An 18535-nucleotide genomic window follows, 5' to 3' on the forward strand; every position below is an offset into this window, starting at 1 on the left:
ATTAAATTTCAACAAGGATAGTTATGTATCGCGGTCAATTAATTAAGTGGGATGATGAAAGAGGCTTTGGCTTTATTAAAACCCCTACGCTCACTTCAAATACCTTTGTTCATATCTGGGCACTTAAGCACATGAGCAGAAAACCTAAGCTAGGTGACTAAATACATTTTGAAATAGAAAATTATCAAGGTAAAAACAGAGCAATTAATGCGAGAATAGAGGGCGTAAAAACCAAGCAAGCCCCGAAGTTGTCAAAAAGCTATAACTGAAGCCTAAGTCAAAGCTTATTAATAAATTGATGTATATCGTTATTGCGTTTGGTATATCGATGTTCATTCTCAATCGCTTAGAACCAAATAAGCTCATAGAATCACAACCCGCTCAACCGCCAGCAAACACTTTTCAACAACCAGCAATTAATCAAGTATTTAAATGTGATGGACGTCAATATTGCAGTCAAATGACTTCCCGAGCCGAGGCCGAGTATTTCAATAATTACTGCCCTAATACAAAAATGGATGGCGATAACGATGGCATACCATGTGAAAATGACTCAAGGTTTTGATTAGCTAGAATTAGCTGTTTTATTGTTATTTTTAACAGTGTGAAACAAGTTGAAAAATCACTCAATATTCTGGATCTGCTCACGCATTTGCTCAATCAATACTTTTAGCTCTACTGCTGATTGAGTGACTTCGGAGTTGATTGATTTTGACCCTAGTGTATTGGCTTCGCGGTTAAATTCTTGCATCATGAAGTCTAACCTTCTGCCAATCGCGCCGCCCTTTGACAGTATCTTTTGTGTTTCGCTTACATGCGATCGCAGGCGGTCAATCTCTTCAGCTACATCTGATTTTTGCGCAATTAATACTAGCTCTTGCTCAACACGACTATCTTCTAGTGCAATATCGGCTTCCTTAAACTTATTAAGTATACGCTCTTTTTGCCATTCAATAATCGCTGGCATGTGGGTTTCGACTTTATCAGCCTCGCCTGATATCGCCGTTAAACGCTGTTCAATTAGCTCGCCCATGTTTTTACCTTCACTGGCGCGTGATTCAATAAACGCGCGCAAGGTTTCATCAAATAAGGTAAGCAGCTCTTGTTGCATGCTGTCCATATCGGCTTCAATTGAGGCCATCACACCTTAGCCATTTCAATATGTCGCTTGGATTAACGCTGCCATTCGCCCCGTTTTTTTGCATCCACTGAGCAGCTTCAATAATTTGTTTAGCAAGCTCATGATTTAGGTCAAAACCACTATTGTTTGCTTCATTAAAGCTAATACGCAAGGCACACTCTACTTTGCCGCGATTGATTTTTTTGCGCAGGCGTTCGCGTAAAGTGGGCTCTAATGAACGAAAATTTTCAGGTATACGATAAAACGTTTCTAAATATCGTTGGTTAACTGAACGTATTTCCCACACTGCACTACCCCACGTTGCTTTGAGTTCGTTGCGTGCAAATCCAGTCATGCTATAAATCATGTCGTATCCTAAAATCTATAAGTAAACAATTTATGCCAATGTGGCACTTTCAATTAGCTTAAGTATATCAAGAATTTGATTTCATATTTATCTTTCTGATAACCTATCGATTCGTTTGATCATGGACCGATTAGCGTTACTGCGGTAAACCTTGATACAAACCACATAATAATAACAACTGGTTATCATGCAAGGAGTACCAATGCTAACTGTCCGTCCTTTTATATTCTCTATTTTTACTTTAGTGGCCATTATCGCGTCACTAACAAGTCTGTCTTATTCTGTAAATGCTTTTGTAAAACAAGTTCCGCCAGCTGATTTTGCCAAAGACTTCGAGTTTGCGTGGGCCGAAATAAGTCCAGACGGCAAACATATTGCCATGGCAATTCGTAAAAATGGTAAACGCCGATTGGCTATTGTTGATACTAAAACGCTCAAACCAGTCGGTGGTGCGGATTTTGGTGAAGGTGAGCAAGTAGGTGAGTTTTACTGGGCGAACAACGAACGCATTGTAATGCAGGTATGGGAAATGCAAGGTTGGAAAGAAAGTCCATCTAACTATGGTGAGCTCTTTGCTATTGATATTGATGGTGGGCGCTGGAAAAGTATCTATGGTTACCGCGCTGGCCAAGACCAAGCAGGCTCAAGAATGCGTAAGCAAGATAGCGTCCGCGGTTGGGCTGAAGTATTAAACGTATTACCCGACGAAGAAGATGAAATATTGATAAGTTCGCGTCCATGGTCAAATGATGGTCGTCGTCAGGCAACCGTCCACAGACTTAACATTAACAATGGCCGCTTAAGCCCTGTCATTGCCGCTTTACCGTATGATACGACTTATGCGCTGGCGACAGATAGCGGTGAGATGGTAATGGCCATTGGCAGAGACGAAAATCAAAACCGCATAATATTTACTTACGATAACCAAGAGTATAAAGCGCTTGATGCATCTAATTTTGGTCGTGGTTTTTTACCTATATCGGTTGACGAAAACGGTGAAACGCTTTTTTATTTGGACAACGGTACGACCAATACCTTGGTCTTTGTATCAAATGGATTTGGAGTTACAAAAATCAAAGTTAGTCTTTAGTGATAACGATGTTGATATATCAGATGTTGTTGTTACCCAAGATGGCTACACTGCAACGGCAATAAAATTAGACAAAGACTACCCCAGCTATGCAATCTTAAATAATCAGCTTGCTGAAGCTAAGCAATTTGAAACATTCGCCAACACTTTTAAAGGCTACAATATTGTGGTTACCAGCACTAGTGACGATAACACCAAGTCAATTATTCGTGCTACCCACGATACCGTGCCTTCCCAGTTTTATTTATTTGACGCTAGCACAGGCAAGTTTAGGGCGCTATTTGGCAATCAAGCGCATATAGACAAATCTGCTTTGTCACAAGCGATTCCATTTAGTTTTGAAGCATCAGATGGTGTAACGATTCCTGCTTATATTACTTTCCCGAGCCATATTCCTGAAACACAAAGTGTTCCTATGGTTGTGCTTGTGCATGGCGGCCCTGGTGCTCGGGATTACTGGCGTTATGATAGTGAAGTGCAAATGTTGGCTTCACAAGGTTATGCAGTGCTGCGCATTAACTTTAGAGGTTCAAGTGGTTATGGTGATGAGTTTGAAATTATGCGCCACGGTAAATGGGGTACGCGTGTGCAGCAAGATATTATCGAGGGCGCCCAGTATGTGATTGAATCAGGCGGCATTTTAAAAGATAAAGTGTGCATTATGGGGGGAGCTTTGGGGGTTATTCGGCAGTTATGTCAGCAACCATTGAGCCTGACATGTTTGCATGCGTGGTTGCAAATGTCGGTGTTTATGATTTAAACCTTATGTTTGAAGAAGGGAATATCGTCGAGAATCTATTGTACGGAAAAGCATATTTAGTAGAGGAAATGGGCACTGATGCATCAGTGCTAAAAGCCCAATCACCAGTTACGCATGTCGCAAAATTAAAAGCGCCCTTGCTACTAGCTCATGGTGGCAAAGATAATCAAGTACCTATTTCTCACGCTGAAGCACTAAAAGTAGAGCTTGAAAAGCACAACAAAGAATACCAATGGCTTTATTCGCCGCGCGCAGGACATGGCTTTTTTGAAGAAGAGTCGCGGACTGTTTATTTTGAAACGGTCGCTGAGTTTTTAGAAACGCACTTGAAATAATCTAAAACCGACATAGTTGTGCAACAAGCTAAAGAGATGCGCTATAATACGCATCTCTTTTTTTATGCCTTTTTCTAGGAGCTTTATTATATGCGTCCAAGCAAGCGTACCGCTGGTCAAATTCGCCCTGTTACCATCACCCGTAATTTTACTTGCCATGCAGAAGGCTCGGTGCTTATCGAGTTTGGTAACACCAAGGTGTTGTGTAATGCCAGTGTGCAAGAGGGCGTACCGCGCTTTATGAAAGGACAAGGAAAGGGCTGGATAACTGCAGAATACAGCATGTTACCAAGGGCTACGCATACAAGGTCAGACCGTGAAGCAGCTCGCGGTAAACAAGGTGGTCGCACCCTAGAGATTCAGCGTTTGATTGCGCGCTCTTTGCGTGCAGCAGTTGATCTTAAGTTGCTAGGTGAAAACACTATCACCCTAGACTGTGATGTGATCCAAGCCGATGGTGGCACCCGCACAGCCTCAATTACCGGCGCTTGTGTAGCTTTGGTTGATGCTTTGAGCTTTATGCGCCAAAAAGGAATTTTAAAAACTAATCCGCTTAAACACATGATTGCTGCAATATCGGTTGGTGTTTATAAAGGCTCTGCAATCGCTGATTTGGAATACCTTGAAGATTCCGATGCTGAAACTGACATGAATGTTGTGATGACAGAAACTGGCAAGATGATTGAAGTTCAAGGTACCGCTGAAGGTGAACCGTTTAGTATGGAAGAAATGCAAGAAATGATGGAATTAGCAGCCGCGGGCATAAAAGAATTATTTGAGATCCAGCGCACTGCGTTAAGTTAATAGGGCAGTTATGCAAGCTTATAAAAAAGAATTTATCGATTTTGCTATTGCAAAAAATGTCCTGAAGTTTGGTGAGTTTACACTTAAATCAGGCCGAATAAGCCCGTATTTTTTTAATGCTGGGCTATTTAATTCAGGCAAAGATTTGGCCACTCTAGGTCGTTTTTATGCCAGTGCAATTGAAGCGGAAAATATCGACTTTGACGTGTTGTTTGGGCCAGCTTACAAGGGTATACCAATTGCGACCGCTACGGCAGTTGCATTAGCAAATGAGTTTGATAAAGATGTGCCATATTGTTTCAATCGTAAGGAAGCAAAAACCCATGGCGAAGGTGGTAGTCTTGTTGGTAGTCCACTTACAGGGCAAGTTTTATTAATTGATGATGTGATTACTGCAGGAACCGCTATTCGAGAATCAATGCAAATTATCGAGGCTAATCAGGCTAGCTTAAAGGGCGTATTGATTGCCCTTGACCGACAAGAAAAAGGTCAAGCTGAGCTATCTGCTGTTCAAGAAGTGGAGCGCGATTTTGATACCAAAGTATTTTCGATTGTTAGCTTGTCAGATGTTCTTGAGTATTTAAAGACACAAGATAAGCATGCACAAGCAATTAAGAGTATCGAACAATACACAGCTCAGTATGGTATTTAATGAATAGTGATTTTGACAATGCAAACCATCATCTAGATGCAATGGGCTTACGATGCCCAGAGCCGGTAATGATGGTGCGTTTGCAAGTAAGAAAAATGAACGAAGGTGAAACCTTGAGTATTACGGCTGATGATCCTGCAACAACTCGTGATATCCCTAGCTTTTGTCGTTTTATGCAACATACTTTATTAGCTTATAAAACAGATGCACTGCCCTACCAGTATTTGATCCAAAAAGGCCAATAGCCAGCCAAGTCCATAAGTGTCAGAAAATTTTACATCGCTGACTAAGGATGGTTTTAAGTCCCTGAATTATATATATAAAATATCAGGCAAGTTAATTGCATGAGCAGTGTTTGTCGATTGATTGACAATAACAATTAATACAATTAGGGAACTCTTATATGAAAAAAGCAATATTGCTTGCTGCTGTACTTGGTATGTCTGCCATAGCAAGTCAAGCTCATGCGGCGTTGGTGACGCTGTCTGGCTCGTTAAATGTAGACAATGGCCATAGTGTATATGTCAGCACGGCGTCAACGCCTAGTGCTGGTGATTTGGTAGTGTCTGGTTTTGACTGGTTTGCTACTCAAACCTTTACTACAACCTTAGATACTACTCAAGAATACTATATTTATGTTCAGGCATTTAACATTAGTGGTCCAAGTGGTTTTATTGGTTCGTTTAACCTTACTGGCACAGGTTTGCAGTTTGCAAACGGTTCATCTGTACTTGGGACTAATACCAGCGATTGGCAGGTAGGTTTAAATGGTTGGTCAAACTATGGGACACCATTTAATGTCAATGCAAATATGGTGCCTGCCCAAACGAACATTAGAAACAACACCTACGACAATGAAGCAGATTGGATTTGGGGAACATCAAACAGTTTCCTTTCAAACAATACTGACTATTTTAGAACGAAAATTTCGTTTACGCCTTCAACCAACGTATCTGCGCCAAGTATCGCGGTATTGTTATTGCTAGGTATGGGTATGTTTGGATTAAGAAAACGTTTGTCATAGATTAAGCGCGTTTCTTAAACCATAAAAAAAGGAAGCAATCTGCTTCCTTTTTTTATCTAGGATTACTGAGCTTTACTCAGGCTTCATAAACTTAAGCGTCCATCTATCGGTATTACCTGATACTGAACGAGCACCTACTTCATATTCTAATTCATCATCTTCTTTGTAGTGAATGTTTGAATAATCCACCAACACAAATCCAGCATCTTGAATTTCTTTGATTGCTTTTACCGGATCAAAACGACGACGATTACTGCTATTCATTGGTTCCATATGGCGCGCGGTATGGTCTACCACACCATAAATACCACCGGGTCTAAGTGCATCAAATGCAATTTTATTCATGGCCGCACGGCCCTAGTCACTAAAATTATGATAATTACGGAAAGTCAGCACCATATCAACATCTTCAACGCCTAGACCATCTACTTCTAGTGTATAAAAGCGAGAGCCTTCTGGACGATCTAGTACAGCATCTTTTGCAATAACTTGCATACGCTCAAAGCCCGGCAGTTCCGATAACCTTGATTCAATGCGACCAGTACCTATAGCGCCATAGTAATTACCTTTTTCATTTAGAGCAGGCACTAACAGCTTAGTGTACCAACCGCCGCCTGGTAGTAACTCAACAACTGACATGTCATCTTTGAAGCCAAAAAATGCCAGTGTATCAATGGGCTTTCTGTTTCTGTCGCGATCAATTTCAGCTTGCGTACGCACGTCAGAGGCCATTGCCGCTTTTAGTTTTTCTTCCACATTGGCATAGCTTGAAAACGCGGCTAAACCAAGACAACACGCTAAACTAATGTTGAGTAATTTTTTCATGTCATTGCTTCCATTTTTTGTAATTATATTAACTGAACAACCATATTCGACTAATGATAAAGATAGTAATCACTGCCAAACCAATTAGTCCGACTTGCCATTTATACTGTCTAATAATTTTTTCGGTTTTATTCCCAAAATAATAAACCAAAACGGCCAAACCAAAATAACGGATAATTCGCGATAAGGTCACGGCACTAATATATAAAAATAAAGAGTATTGCGAAAGCCCTGCGGCAATCATAGCGATTTGCAATGGAACGGGGGTAACACCAGTGCTGAATATAAACCAAAAGCCGTCTCGCGCCATATGATTTTTAAATGCAGCAAGTTGCTGTTCATTTGCAATGTATTGAATAATTAAATCCTTAAATACATCAAATAAAAAGTAACCTATGGCGTACCCTAATAAGGCACCTATGATGCAACCAATCGTGGTTACCGCGGCAATGAACCATAGCTTCTCTCGCCTTGCTTGCATCAAAGGCACTAGGATTGTTTCAAGGGGAATGGGCACAACAGTTGATTCTAAAAAAGATGCTATACCCACTCCGGTAAGCATCTTTTTAGAGTAAATCAGCCGTTTTAGTTTTTGCTTTATTGACAAAAGAACGTCAGCGCTTATTCACTAATGTGCTTGTAAACGACACCATCTTTCATTACAAATTGTATGTTTTGAAGCAAGGTAATATCTTCGATCGGATTACCTTTAACCGTAACTAAATCTGCAAGTTTACCTTCTTCTATAGTGCCTAATTCGTCTTCTATTTTAAGCAATTTTGCGGTGTTTAATGTTGCTGAACGAATTGCGTCCATCTCAGACATGCCCGCTTCTACCATTAATGCAAATTCTTGCGCATTGTCACCATGCGCTGAGACTCCAGAATCCGTTCCAAATGCAATTAACACCCCATCTTCGTGTGCTCGTGCAAATGTCCCTTGGATAAGCGGTCCTATTTCTGCTGCTTTTGGTCGAACAATTTCAGGAAAGTATCCGTCGATTTTTGATTTTTCAGCAACAAAATTTCCAGCAAGAATAGTCGGAACATAGTAAACATTATGTTTACGCATAAGCCCGATTATTTCATCATCCATGTAAGTACCATGCTCAATAGAATCAACGCCTGCTAAAATAGCGCGTTTCATGCCTTCTTTGCCATGTGCATGGACAGCAACCGTCATTTCATAATCGTGCGCAGTTTGCACAATCGCTTCTAGCTCATCAGTAAAAAACTGGGGGTTTTGGCCATTTTTCGCTACTGACAATACGCCACCAGTTGCCGTAATTTTGATTAGGTCTGCGCCATCTTTATAACGCTGACGTACTGCTTCGCGAGCTTCTGCAACACCGTTAACAACCCCATCTACTGGTTCAGGTGTGCCCATTAGACGCTTGCTAAAAGAGTTTGTTGGGTCGGCATGCCCACCGGTTGTTGCAATAGATTTACCCGCTGTATAGATTCGTGGGCCAAGCGCTTTTTGGCTATTAATTGCTTTGCGAAGGGCAACGGTTTCGTTAAATACGTCGCCAACATTACGCACTGTTGTAAAACCCGACATCAACGTTGTTTTTGCGTAGTTTACCGCTTCAATAGTGTAGTCGGCTTCGTTGTAAGTAAATCGCTTTACATAACCTGAAGGGCCTTCGTTTTGAAACGACAAGTGAGTATGCATATCCATCAAACCTGGCATCATAGTATGCCCACTTAAATCAATGAATGTGTCAGACTCATCGCCTTCAACTTTCCCATCAACAATGCTAATGATTTTGTTGTTTTCTACGATAACAGTTTTATTAGTATGAATTTTTGTATCTTTACTAGTAATTAAATTAGACACGTAAATATGAGTAGCTGAGAGGGCTGGCAACGATATTAAGCAAGCCGCTAAAATCGTAAAGCCACTCAAAAAGCGTTTTGAGAGTATGTGAGTTTTTATCATTGTTGTGACCTGTGTGTTAGACCCATAAACAATAAGACAAAAACATCAGCAAATCAAAGTTTTAAATCACTCGTTTTGATATGTCAGTATCTCCAAAACACAGCAATTAGATAGCAGGTAAGCCATGCGCCGAGGACAAACCGTAGTCGATCAAGAAGTAAACTTTGATCAAACCCAGCAACTTGTTTCGACCACCGATACACGAGGTGTCATCACCTATGCAAACGATGTGTTTTGTAATATTGCAGGTTATACAAGTGAAGAGCTTGTCGGCAAGAACCACAATATCGTACGTCACCCAGATATGCCAAAAGCCGCTTTTAAAGACATGTGGACACATTTGGAAGCTGGTCGTTCATGGCAGGGATTGGTCAAAAATATATGTAAAGACGGTCGTTATTATTGGGTAGATGCGTTTGTCACACCTATTAATGAAGGCGGTAAATTAGTTGGCTATCAGTCGGTAAGAGTCAAACCTCAACGCGAGCAAGTTGTTAGAGCTACCGCCTTATACGCCGATATTAACAGCGGTAAGATGAATAAAACCAAGGAGTTTAGTGTTAAACAAAAGGCAATAGCTTATGGCGCTTTTGTGGCATTGCTAGCGGTAGGTTTTTCACTTGCTTCAAGTTGGTTTGTTGCGCTAGCTTTGTTTGTTAGTACTCTTTTGGGCGCTATCTTATTCAATGCAGAGCTGCTACAAACACCTGCGTTTGCCCAAAGTCTTAAAAATGAATATGACAGTGTAAGCCGATTTGTGTTGGGTGGTTATGGCACTAAAGGCATTGTTAAATTTCATATAGGCATGCACAAAGCGATGCAACGGACAATATTAGGTCGAACTAGTGATGCTGCAAATAAGCTAGAAAAAGTAGTAGAAGATACGCTTCATATTGCCCATCAAACCACCGAAGGCATTATTCAACAGCAATCAGAAATGCGACAAATAACAGATGCTATTCATGATATGAATACAGGGATTGAAAGTGTGGCTAGTGATACCACACAAACCAATCACAATATGCATCAAACAAATGAGCAATGCGAAACCGCCAAAAACCTTATCTTAGATGGACAAAAATCAGTAAATGGCTTGTCGTCAATGGTAGAAAATGCTGCTTCTATTGCCGATGAACTGATGAACGCTTCAGACATGGTTGCCGCGACCATTGGTGAAATAGAATCAATTGCTGATCAAACCAATCTATTGGCACTAAATGCCGCTATTGAAGCTGCTCGAGCAGGGGAAAGTGGGCGAGGTTTTTCGGTTGTTGCAGATGAAGTTCGTGCATTATCTACCAGAACACAAGAATCCGCGGCTAAAACGATTGCCAGTACACAGGCCATGCGCAACACCTTACAAGATTGGGTGGGCAAAATGCATGAATCTAAAGAATCGGCTAATCATAGTGCCATGCAAGCTCAACAATCTGCAGATTCAATTGAATCGGTATATGAACAAATTGCGAATATTTCGGGTTTACTTGATGGTATTGTCAGTGCCAGTGAAGTTCAACAAAGCAATTGCAACGCAGTGAATACCAATGTAGATGCTATTTTTAATGTGGCAAATAGCAATGCTGACCTTGCAAAGCAAATGCAAAATAATGCAGATGAGCTTGATAAGAACATTAAACTATTAGCAGGCCTTAATAAAACCTTTGCAAGCTAGCGTTTTAGATTTCACCTAAACTAAATCGGTAGTCACTACTACTTAGCACCAAGTGTGTTTGGCCATCAACAGTGTCTTGCTGCGCCTCTTCTACCCAACGGTATAGTACATTTTGGTGGACACGCGCCCATAAATTGCGTCGAATTTTGCAATAGGGTAATAAATTACCATCAAAGTGTCTCAACTCTATTGGGTGATGTTCACTGATAGTGGCGATATCACCAGTTTGTGTCTGAACCTCAATGCCTTTATCGCCGTTATTTGCCTCGATAATGACAAAAGGCACATCTTCAACATGTATACCAATTTTCTCTACAGGGGTGACTAAAAAATATTTATCATCTTCTTTTTTTAACACACTTGATAATAGTTTAATCAGTTTTGCACGCGTAAAGGGCGTGCCTTCATGCCACCATTGCCCATTGCGTTTAATGACTAAGGTTCATATCGCCACAAAATGGTGGATTCCATTGCTCTACCGGCGGTATGCTGGCTGTGCCCGCTTGAGATATCTGTTGTTGTATTTGCCCTATATCCAAGGTCAATACCCCATGTTGTTAGTTACGGTCGTCTAACGCGCTTTTTATGTCCCGTAAAACGTCTTTTATTTGTCGCATGTTTTCTGGACCTGTTCGCAATAATTGCTTTTGTGCTGGCGCAAGCGCTTCGATTCGCTCATCTTTAAATTTAAACATCACAGAATCAGTATACACCTCTATCGGTACTGGAACTTGTGGTGTATCTAACAGTTCATTAATTGCTTTTAGAAGCGCTTCATCAAACGAAGCGCCTGGACGACTTATCTCGGCGTAGCGCTGTTCAATGTCTTGTTTGTAGGTATCGTAAATTGCTAAGAGTCGATCTGTATCGACTGATGATAATGCATCTACGTATACATTATATCGCTGAAAGCTGGCTTTATCGATCCATACTCTGTCAGCTTGTTGGTATGTTCGAAAAGCATTTTCAGGCTCAATCATCAAAGTATCTTTTGTGGATAATTCCTGCTGTGCAATATTGTGCACGTTGATTACAAATTTTTGCAAAAGGCTATCGTTGACTAACAAACGACCAAACATAGGAGAGCTTGCGATATCTATTAAGGCAGATTTTACCGATGCGTCACTGGTATCAAGTGGCACTTCCTCAGGGACCTCTTGGATGTTAATTTCGTCGACCTGCGTATTTTCATCGATTTCTACACCAATAGGGCGTTCTGGAATTTCAAAGACATCAGGAATGGGCTGCTCTTCAACGTCAGTTTGTGATATTTGAGGTTCGGATAAACCAATACTTGGTGCTGGCTTGCTTTCAAGGTTTAGAGGCACATCAACAACGATAGGCGCAGGTGCATCTTCTACATCATCTGACGTTGGCCATAATACGACCACGAGCAATAACAAAAACAGGCCTGCCGCGACGAATAGGTAGGGTTTCATTTGTTCGAATTGACTCGGTTGTTCTGACATTTAACACTCCTTGGGCATGTCTGACGATGAATAATTATGTGTTTTGCTATTGATATATATGGTTGACCCTTCAGTTTTCAATAAAGTTCGCATGAAGCGTCTAAAACATAGTAAATCCTAGTGCTTATGTTGAACTGATAACAACGCTACGCGTATAGAAAGTATACCCTTTATCATCATAAGTGAATTGACTAATGCATAAGTTTTTTATGAAAGCGATAAGCAAAGAAGCCATCAAGATAGAACGTTTAGAAGTGCAGTCTTTTGAGATGAATGTTTATTTAGTTAAACTATCGACCCTACAACACAGTGGTTTTGTCTACGATGATCAAGATAAACCAATGCGTTTTCACAGCTCTCAACAAATACGAGACTGTTTTGAACACTGCGAAGTTGCAGAAGCTGTGATGGTGCATGACTCCCCTTATGATGAAATGATAGGTAATCCTAATAAGGCTGAACAAGCGATGGCGATGCCATTTTCGATGCAACAGCCATACTAAATTCAAAGAATGTTTGTATTAAAAACATAAACATCCTTAGTAAAATCGGTTTATAGTGGCAAAATCATACTTACAATAATTCACTATGATTGAACAATTCACATTTTTAGACTGGTCTATTTTTGCCGGATATGGTCTGTTATTAATCGCAACCGGCCTTTGGTTTAATCGCAAAGCGCAATCTAGTACAGATTACTTTTTAGCAGGTAAGCAAATGCCGATTTGGTTAGTTGGCGTATCAGTGCTTGCCACATCACAATCTGCTGCCACTTTTTTGGGTGGTCCGGATCAAGGTTATCGAGGCGACTTAACGTATTTAGCCACAAATCTGGCTGGCATTATTGCTGCTGTGTTTGTTGCCTATTTTTTAATGCCAAAGTTTTATCAATACAAAGTATTTACTGTTTATGAGCTTTTAGCGCAACGCTTTGGTGAAAAATCGAAGTATCAAGCAGGCACTGTGTATTTGATTGGCCGTCTATTTGCTAGTGGCGCAAGGCTCTATATGGCGGCTATCGCCGTTGCTATGATCCTATTTGGCGATATCGCGCCTTTACAAGTGTTAGCGGCTATCTCATTAATTGCCATCACAGGCTTTGCATATACCGTTTATGGTGGTATTCGTTCTGTTATATATAGTGACGTGATTCAAGCACTTGTTTATATCTTAGCAGCGCTTTTGGTCCTAGGGTATTTGTTTAGTAGCATTCCAGCAGACCTGTCTACTATTGTGCAAGTCCTTCAAAACCCTGGCGCTGACCAAGCCTCGAAACTTACGTTCTTAGATTTTCGTTTTGATTTAGGTGGCGCAGGTGTATTTGGGTTTTGGTCTATTATTACTGGCTTTGTGTTATTAAATATAGCCGCTTTTGGTTTAGATCAAGACGTCAGTCAACGAATGCTAACTTGTAAAGATTCTAAAAGCGCCACAAAAGCACTTGTGAGCTCCATTTTTATGGGGATTCCAGTGGTGCTAATTTTTGTTTGTATTGGCTTACTATTATTTGTCTATTATCAACGCCCTGACATTATGAACAATGGCCTAGATGGCGCACCTACGCCGGAGTTTATCGGGCAAACAGTCACAATCTTTATGTATTATGTGTTAACAGACTTGCCCAATGGGATAAAAGCAGTCGTTACTATTGGTATTATTGCCGCTGCTTTGTCGACATTAAATTCGGGTTTAAACAGCATGTCGTCAGTTGCGGTGCAAGACATTTATAAAGGGTACTATTGTGGTTTAAAAAAGGGGGTTACGCCAAGTGAAAAGCAGCTAGTATTTGCTGGACGCATTAGCATGGGCATTGTCGCCATATTACTTGGTGCGATGGCATTTCTTTGTTATTACTGGCAGCAATATACAGATATGCCGCTACTGGCGTTTGCTTTAAGTGTGATGGTGTTCTCGTATAGCGGTTTATTAGGTATTTATTTTACTGCGTTGTTTACCTCTCGTGGCTCGCCCATTTCTATCGTGTTGGCTTTGGTGGTCGGTTTTAGTATTCCTGTGCTTATGCAGCCGTACGTGCAGAATTTGTATTTACCTGAGTCTTGGCAATTTGATATTAACTTTTCGTATCAACTTCTTATCGCAACAAGCATCGCAACGATGGTGTGCTGTTTGGGCAAAGTGAAAAACACCAAACATTTTTCTAATGCTGACGAGGCATAGGGCTATTATGGATTCCACTACTGACCTTATCCAACAACTCGACACGCTTGCATCAGAAGGTCGCAATCCAGCAAGCACCAATATGGACAAACTCAGTACGCTTGATTTGTTAACACTGATAAATTCTGAAGATAAAGGTGTGGCATTAGCGGTAGCAAAAACGCTACCGCCCATGGCTCAGGCTGTTGACATAATCGTTAAAAATATTCAACAAGGCGGTCGTTTAATCTATATTGGCGCGGGCACCAGCGGGCGACTAGGTGTGTTAGATGCAGTTGAATGCAGGCCTACTTTTAGCGTTTCTGATGACTTAGTGATTGGCATTATTGCTGGCGGCGACAAGGCACTTACCCATGCGGTAGAAGGCGCTGAGGATAATGCCCAGTTAGCACTTGACGATTTGCACAATATTAATTTTGATGCAAAAGATACGCTGGTTGGCATTGCGGCAAGTGGCAGAACACCTTATGTTATTAGTGCTTTGGCACATGCCAATAAAATAGGTGCAGATTCAGTTGCCCTTGTATGTAATCCCGATTCCCCGATGTTAAAAATTGCCCAAATTGGCTTATGTGCCCATGTAGGCCCCGAGTGTCTCACTGGCTCTACTAGAATGAAATCTGGTAGTGCACAAAAAATGATATTAAACATGCTTAGCACAGCATCTATGGTCAAGTTAGGTAAGGTCTATCAAAACTTGATGGTTGATGTGAATGCAACAAATGAGAAACTTAAAGCACGCGCTATCCGCATTGTCATGCAAGCAACAAGTTGTCAACAAGCACACGCTGAAGATGCGCTTAAACAGGCAGATAATAGCGCCAAATTAGCTATTTTAATGTTGCTGACGAATCTGGGGCCAGAAGACGCAAAAGACTTGCTTGATAAACAAAACGGGCACTTGGGCAAAGTATTATAGCGGATTAGCAGATAGCGAATCATACTTTAATGAATCGCTAACTGCATTACATTAGCTCATTTATTTAGACTTTTTAAGTCGCAAAAGGATTAAAAAAGAAAAAACGAACAAAACAATCGTGCTCGGCGCAGACACTGTTTTAGTATGATCGTCTAAATGGAATGCAACTAAGTTTAAACCAAAGCGCCCTTTATCATTTAATGGGTTGTAACTAGCGCCACCATAGGATCCAGAGATAAGGTCGATATCAGTTACAATTGTTAATGACCCGGCGCCAGCTCGATATTCACCTTCACCCCAACATGCAACCGTGATTCCACCATTACGGTCAGTGCCGCAAACACTGCCATTGTTGGCAATGACTGATGCGGTGTTTAAGTGACCATATGCACCTCTTTGTGATATTGGATTAACGTTTCCAAAAGGCGTGCCAAGTACATTGTTTGCTATAGTTGTTGGATTAGTAGCACGGTTAAAGGTTGCTAAGCCTAGTGCCGCTCCAATAGCATCAAATGCTGAGTTATCTTGAAATAGCATTAAGTCACCACCGCTTAAAAAGTAATTTACTAAGGTAGTAACATAAGCGCCTGAATTATTGTCAGACCAATAACTAGCAACAAATATATCGACATTACTGAGACTAGCTGATGTGATATTTGCACCCAGATTTACCGTAGAGACCGATTGCTTAACAACACCTGAGGGACCAAAATTAGCTTCGCTATCAACTGCTTGTCTAAATGGCTGAAGTTGGTAGTTGTTGAATGCCCAGCTACCAGAATTAGGCGCTACAACAGAGTCATTTCCAGCCATAATAATTGATGCTTGTGAGTATGAGCTACACAGCATTATGCACGATACTAAGACGCGCCAAATTTTATAATTTTTCATTGAGTTTCCTAAGAGAGTGAGTTTTTGGTGTTACATTGACACTCGAGCAAGAACTAAGCCATAGTTAACCTATTGATATATAATAGGTTAATTTTTGAGTGTTGTGTTTGTGTAAAATAACTGGACACTAATTGATAGAGTTTAATTTAGGATATTGCGTAGTAGGCTTTGGATCTGCTCATTGATTCGCAATTGATCATATTTGATTTGATGTGCTGGTGTTAGACTTGCCTTTTTCATTGCGCGCTTTGCGCGTTTCAATGATGTATCTTTTAAAGGTTTGCATACCTTTGCAATATCTTCCATGATGCTCATATCGCCACTGCACTGCAGCACAACATCACACCCTGCTGACCATGCTTGTTGTGCTTTTTCTGATGGGCTACCACTGAGCGCTTTCATATCGATATCATCAGTCATGATTAAACCACTAAAACCAAGCTGTTGCCGGATTACTTCGTTAATTACAATCGGGCTTAGTGTTGCAGGTCTGTCTTTATCGATACCAGTAAAAACAATATGCGCAGTCATAAGCATACTTTGATTGGCAAAATGTTTAAAAGGTAAAAAATCATGTTTGCTCAGGAATTCAAGACTTGCATCGACAATGGGTAAGTCAAAATGACTATCACTGGTTGCGCGACCATGGCCAGGAGCATGCTTTATAACGCCTTCAACACCAATAGATTGCATTGCTAAAAGTGTTTGCTCACCTAATTCGATAATTTGCTTTACCTCACTACCTAAGGCTCTGTCAGTCACAACACTTGATGCATTAGACTGAGGAATATCCAACATAGGTGCACAATTAACGTTAATGCCTAAGGCCTGTAAGTCTAATGCGATGAGTTGATAGTTAAGGTATATCGCTTTGGCTGCATCATCAGGTCTTGTTAGATATAGCTTTGCAAATTCAGTAGGGCTAGGAGGGATTCGCCAATACTTGTTATTAAGTCGGGATACTCTGCCACCTTCTTGATCGATTAATATCAAGGCATCAGGATTATCAGTACATTCTTTAAAGCTCGCCACAAGGTCTTTAACTTGCTCGGGTGAGTCAATATTTCGTGCAAATAAAATCAAGCCCAATGGTTTTATGTCCGCAAACAAAGCCAATTCTTGGGAGCTTAAACGTAAGCCGCTACACCCAAAAATAACATTGCTGAGTTGTGTATTTGGCAATTTCTGTTCTTTCATAAAGGCTCGTTTTAGTCCGGGAAGCTTATCTTGCCCATGCTGACGGCGGGCATCTGAGAGTGAAGATTTGCAAATGTTTTCGATGTTCCAGCTACACATTCATTTGCTAATAAGGCAAATAATATCGCTTCTTTTGCATCGGCTGAAACACCTATATCATCGGTCCTTAACACCTTAATATTGGGTAATGCCGTTTTAATAGTATTTATTAATAGAGGGTTATGGATACCGCCACCACTAATGTAGATACTCAGTGATGTACTGTTGGTATGCAAAGCCTTGACTGCTGTAATGATGCACAAAGCGCTAAATCGATTAAGTGTCGCCAATGCATCTTCCAATGAAATATTTTGACAAGCCGCTTGAGCTTTCGCATGTTCAACAAATGCTAAATTAAACGCTTCTTGCCCCGTGGTTTTGGGCATCTGTTTTGGCAAGAATGGATGCTGTAAAAGCGCATGTAAAAAATCTTCATTGATAGTGCCGCTTTTTGCTAACACTGCGTCTTTGTCAAAAGCTAAACCATTGGCATATGTATCAACATAAGCGTCCATAAGTGTGTTGCTACAGGTCCTATGTCACTGCTCATGATTTTTGGTAAGTCACAAGTACTTGGCGCATTACGCTGAGGCAAGTAACTCAGATTCGCTATCCCGCCAATATTAATCAGTAGTCTACTTTCTTTATTGCTATTAAATAATAAATAATCACCGTAACTGACCAGTGGTGCACCTTCGCCACCAGCGGCAATATGTTTTTGTCTGAAGTCACTAAGGGTAATCACGCCGGTATGTTGCGCGATATGATCACCGTCACCTAATTGCAAAGTGGCATTACCGTAGTGCTCAATATGGTGCTGATGTTTAGGGCTATGGTGTATAGTTTGTCCGTGACTGGCAATTAAATCGATGTCGCTGGATTGAATTCCCCATTGTTCAATAGCCTTATTAAACAGGCTGGCATGTACTTGCGCAATCCATGGATTCAATAAAGTAAGAGCTTGAATATCGCCAACGTTTTGAGCAAACACTTGTTGTACTTTTTCTTTGTAATCGCTTGGCAGTGGCATAGTGGTAAATTGTATAAGTTTTAATGTTGTATTGAGCCCACTATGACTGCATTCACACAATGCAATATCCAAACCATCCATCGAGGTGCCACACATCAATCCAGCAATTATCCGGCTGTCGCGTTTAGCAAGCGAGTAGAGAGTGTTGATATGTTGATGCATGCGTTGTTAATTGCTTAAAGTTTGAATAAGACTAACATCGAACTTTGCCGTTTTATACTT

General features: G+C 40.8%; 19 protein-coding genes and 3 pseudogenes. 12 read left to right on the forward strand and 10 right to left on the reverse strand.

What is annotated here, in order from left to right:
* Positions 1–23: 23 nt before the first annotated feature.
* Positions 24–161, forward strand: coding sequence for a S1 domain-containing protein (locus tag ACZ1G6_RS17295; protein ID WP_472617433.1), 138 nt, complete (start codon positions 24–26; stop codon positions 159–161).
* A gap of 167 nt (positions 162–328) precedes the next feature.
* Complete coding sequence (locus tag ACZ1G6_RS17300) at positions 329–565, forward strand: excalibur calcium-binding domain-containing protein (protein WP_472617434.1); 237 nt, start codon at positions 329–331, stop codon at positions 563–565.
* A 57-nt stretch (positions 566–622) separates the two neighbouring features.
* On the opposite strand, the pseudogene ACZ1G6_RS17305 reads toward ACZ1G6_RS17300, so the two are convergent.
* Positions 623–1487: pseudogene (locus ACZ1G6_RS17305) on the reverse strand (YicC/YloC family endoribonuclease).
* A 202-nt stretch (positions 1488–1689) separates the two neighbouring features.
* Here ACZ1G6_RS17305 and ACZ1G6_RS17310 point away from each other — a divergent pair.
* The 6 genes and pseudogenes from ACZ1G6_RS17310 (at position 1690) to ACZ1G6_RS17335 (ending at position 6152) form a co-directional block, all read left to right on the forward strand.
* On the forward strand, positions 1690–2577 hold the full coding sequence (locus tag ACZ1G6_RS17310; protein WP_472617435.1) for a TolB-like translocation protein: 888 nt from the start codon (positions 1690–1692) through the stop codon (positions 2575–2577).
* A 481-nt stretch (positions 2578–3058) separates the two neighbouring features.
* Positions 3059–3672 (forward strand): annotated as a pseudogene (locus ACZ1G6_RS17315) (alpha/beta hydrolase family protein).
* Positions 3673–3762: 90 nt separating this feature from the next.
* Positions 3763–4476: a ribonuclease PH gene (rph, locus tag ACZ1G6_RS17320; RefSeq protein ID WP_472617436.1), complete on the forward strand. Its 714-nt coding sequence runs from the start codon at positions 3763–3765 to the stop codon at positions 4474–4476.
* 10 nt (positions 4477–4486) lie between these two features.
* Positions 4487–5128 carry an orotate phosphoribosyltransferase gene (gene pyrE / locus ACZ1G6_RS17325; RefSeq protein WP_472617437.1) on the forward strand — a complete coding sequence of 214 codons (642 nt, stop codon included), beginning with the start codon at positions 4487–4489 and terminating at the stop codon, positions 5126–5128.
* The gene (gene tusA / locus ACZ1G6_RS17330; protein ID WP_472617438.1) at positions 5128–5373 is read left to right on the forward strand and encodes a sulfurtransferase TusA; all 246 of its coding nucleotides are present in this window, start codon (positions 5128–5130) and stop codon (positions 5371–5373) included. The genes pyrE and tusA overlap by 1 nt, the downstream gene beginning before the upstream one ends.
* Positions 5374–5531: 158 nt before the next feature.
* Positions 5532–6152 carry a hypothetical protein gene (locus tag ACZ1G6_RS17335; RefSeq protein ID WP_472617439.1) on the forward strand — a complete coding sequence of 207 codons (621 nt, stop codon included), beginning with the start codon at positions 5532–5534 and terminating at the stop codon, positions 6150–6152.
* A gap of 72 nt (positions 6153–6224) precedes the next feature.
* Here ACZ1G6_RS17335 and ACZ1G6_RS17340 read toward each other — a convergent pair.
* From ACZ1G6_RS17340 to ACZ1G6_RS17350, 3 genes and pseudogenes are all read right to left on the reverse strand, one after another.
* A pseudogene (locus tag ACZ1G6_RS17340) lies at positions 6225–6977 on the reverse strand (class I SAM-dependent methyltransferase).
* Positions 6978–7005: 28 nt separating this feature from the next.
* Positions 7006–7539: a YqaA family protein gene (locus ACZ1G6_RS17345; RefSeq protein WP_472619008.1), complete on the reverse strand. Its 534-nt coding sequence runs from the start codon at positions 7537–7539 to the stop codon at positions 7006–7008.
* A 59-nt stretch (positions 7540–7598) separates the two neighbouring features.
* Positions 7599–8918: a metal-dependent hydrolase family protein gene (locus ACZ1G6_RS17350; protein WP_472617440.1), complete on the reverse strand. Its 1320-nt coding sequence runs from the start codon at positions 8916–8918 to the stop codon at positions 7599–7601.
* Positions 8919–9042: 124 nt separating this feature from the next.
* On the opposite strand from ACZ1G6_RS17350, the gene ACZ1G6_RS17355 reads away from it, so the two are divergent.
* Positions 9043–10590, forward strand: coding sequence for a methyl-accepting chemotaxis protein (locus tag ACZ1G6_RS17355; protein ID WP_472617441.1), 1548 nt, complete (start codon positions 9043–9045; stop codon positions 10588–10590).
* Between the two features lie 4 nt (positions 10591–10594).
* Here ACZ1G6_RS17355 and ACZ1G6_RS17360 read toward each other — a convergent pair whose 3' ends face one another.
* Together ACZ1G6_RS17360 and ACZ1G6_RS17365 are read right to left on the reverse strand one after the other, a co-directional pair.
* The gene (locus tag ACZ1G6_RS17360) at positions 10595–11023 is read right to left on the reverse strand and encodes a DUF1285 domain-containing protein (RefSeq protein ID WP_472619009.1); all 429 of its coding nucleotides are present in this window, start codon (positions 11021–11023) and stop codon (positions 10595–10597) included.
* Between the two features lie 124 nt (positions 11024–11147).
* The gene (locus tag ACZ1G6_RS17365) at positions 11148–12059 is read right to left on the reverse strand and encodes a DUF3014 domain-containing protein (RefSeq protein WP_472617442.1); all 912 of its coding nucleotides are present in this window, start codon (positions 12057–12059) and stop codon (positions 11148–11150) included.
* Between the two features lie 194 nt (positions 12060–12253).
* Here ACZ1G6_RS17365 and ACZ1G6_RS17370 point away from each other — a divergent pair, with 194 nt between their 5' ends.
* The 3 genes from ACZ1G6_RS17370 to murQ all read left to right on the forward strand — a co-directional run bounded on the left by ACZ1G6_RS17370 (position 12254) and on the right by murQ (position 15156).
* Positions 12254–12562, forward strand: a complete 309-nt coding sequence (locus ACZ1G6_RS17370) for a DUF6482 family protein (RefSeq protein WP_472617443.1) — start codon at positions 12254–12256, stop codon at positions 12560–12562.
* Positions 12563–12647: 85 nt separating this feature from the next.
* Positions 12648–14237, forward strand: coding sequence for a sodium:solute symporter (locus tag ACZ1G6_RS17375; protein WP_472617444.1), 1590 nt, complete (start codon positions 12648–12650; stop codon positions 14235–14237).
* Between the two features lie 7 nt (positions 14238–14244).
* The gene (murQ, locus tag ACZ1G6_RS17380; RefSeq protein ID WP_472617445.1) at positions 14245–15156 is read left to right on the forward strand and encodes an N-acetylmuramic acid 6-phosphate etherase; all 912 of its coding nucleotides are present in this window, start codon (positions 14245–14247) and stop codon (positions 15154–15156) included.
* A 60-nt stretch (positions 15157–15216) separates the two neighbouring features.
* Here murQ and ACZ1G6_RS17385 read toward each other — a convergent pair whose 3' ends face one another.
* The 4 genes from ACZ1G6_RS17385 to ACZ1G6_RS17400 form a co-directional block, all read right to left on the reverse strand.
* Positions 15217–16047, reverse strand: coding sequence for a hypothetical protein (locus ACZ1G6_RS17385; RefSeq protein WP_472617446.1), 831 nt, complete (start codon positions 16045–16047; stop codon positions 15217–15219).
* Between the two features lie 141 nt (positions 16048–16188).
* The gene (gene nagZ, locus ACZ1G6_RS17390) at positions 16189–17244 is read right to left on the reverse strand and encodes a beta-N-acetylhexosaminidase (protein ID WP_472617447.1); all 1056 of its coding nucleotides are present in this window, start codon (positions 17242–17244) and stop codon (positions 16189–16191) included.
* An 11-nt stretch (positions 17245–17255) separates the two neighbouring features.
* Positions 17256–17798 carry an anhydro-N-acetylmuramic acid kinase gene (locus ACZ1G6_RS17395; protein WP_472617448.1) on the reverse strand — a complete coding sequence of 181 codons (543 nt, stop codon included), beginning with the start codon at positions 17796–17798 and terminating at the stop codon, positions 17256–17258.
* A complete protein-coding gene (locus ACZ1G6_RS17400) occupies positions 17762–18475 on the reverse strand; it encodes an anhydro-N-acetylmuramic acid kinase (RefSeq protein WP_472617449.1) in 714 nt (237 codons plus the stop codon). Before ACZ1G6_RS17400 ends, ACZ1G6_RS17395 begins: the two co-directional genes overlap by 37 nt.
* Between the last annotated feature and the right edge of the window lie 60 nt (positions 18476–18535).

The organism is Glaciecola sp. HA4-3, assembly GCF_055693685.1.

Excerpts from the sequence above, each read along its gene's own strand:
- ACZ1G6_RS17300 (WP_472617434.1), top strand. The coding sequence starts at position 329 with ATGTTCATTCTCAATCGCTTAGAACCAAATAAGCTCATAGAATCACAA.
- ACZ1G6_RS17335 (WP_472617439.1), top strand. The coding sequence starts at position 5,532 with ATGAAAAAAGCAATATTGCTTGCTGCTGTACTTGGTATGTCTGCCATA.
- ACZ1G6_RS17365 (WP_472617442.1), bottom strand. The coding sequence starts at position 12,059 with ATGTCAGAACAACCGAGTCAATTCGAACAAATGAAACCCTACCTATTC.
- rph (WP_472617436.1), top strand. The coding sequence starts at position 3,763 with ATGCGTCCAAGCAAGCGTACCGCTGGTCAAATTCGCCCTGTTACCATC.
- ACZ1G6_RS17370 (WP_472617443.1), top strand. The coding sequence starts at position 12,254 with ATGCATAAGTTTTTTATGAAAGCGATAAGCAAAGAAGCCATCAAGATA.
- ACZ1G6_RS17345 (WP_472619008.1), bottom strand. The coding sequence starts at position 7,539 with ATGCTTACCGGAGTGGGTATAGCATCTTTTTTAGAATCAACTGTTGTG.
- murQ (WP_472617445.1), top strand. The coding sequence starts at position 14,245 with ATGGATTCCACTACTGACCTTATCCAACAACTCGACACGCTTGCATCA.
- ACZ1G6_RS17385 (WP_472617446.1), bottom strand. The coding sequence starts at position 16,047 with ATGAAAAATTATAAAATTTGGCGCGTCTTAGTATCGTGCATAATGCTG.
- tusA (WP_472617438.1), top strand. The coding sequence starts at position 5,128 with ATGAATAGTGATTTTGACAATGCAAACCATCATCTAGATGCAATGGGC.
- ACZ1G6_RS17400 (WP_472617449.1), bottom strand. The coding sequence starts at position 18,475 with ATGCATCAACATATCAACACTCTCTACTCGCTTGCTAAACGCGACAGC.
- ACZ1G6_RS17295 (WP_472617433.1), top strand. The coding sequence starts at position 24 with ATGTATCGCGGTCAATTAATTAAGTGGGATGATGAAAGAGGCTTTGGC.
- pyrE (WP_472617437.1), top strand. The coding sequence starts at position 4,487 with ATGCAAGCTTATAAAAAAGAATTTATCGATTTTGCTATTGCAAAAAAT.
- ACZ1G6_RS17375 (WP_472617444.1), top strand. The coding sequence starts at position 12,648 with ATGATTGAACAATTCACATTTTTAGACTGGTCTATTTTTGCCGGATAT.
- nagZ (WP_472617447.1), bottom strand. The coding sequence starts at position 17,244 with ATGAAAGAACAGAAATTGCCAAATACACAACTCAGCAATGTTATTTTT.
- ACZ1G6_RS17395 (WP_472617448.1), bottom strand. The coding sequence starts at position 17,798 with ATGGACGCTTATGTTGATACATATGCCAATGGTTTAGCTTTTGACAAA.
- ACZ1G6_RS17350 (WP_472617440.1), bottom strand. The coding sequence starts at position 8,918 with ATGATAAAAACTCACATACTCTCAAAACGCTTTTTGAGTGGCTTTACG.
- ACZ1G6_RS17310 (WP_472617435.1), top strand. The coding sequence starts at position 1,690 with ATGCTAACTGTCCGTCCTTTTATATTCTCTATTTTTACTTTAGTGGCC.
- ACZ1G6_RS17355 (WP_472617441.1), top strand. The coding sequence starts at position 9,043 with ATGCGCCGAGGACAAACCGTAGTCGATCAAGAAGTAAACTTTGATCAA.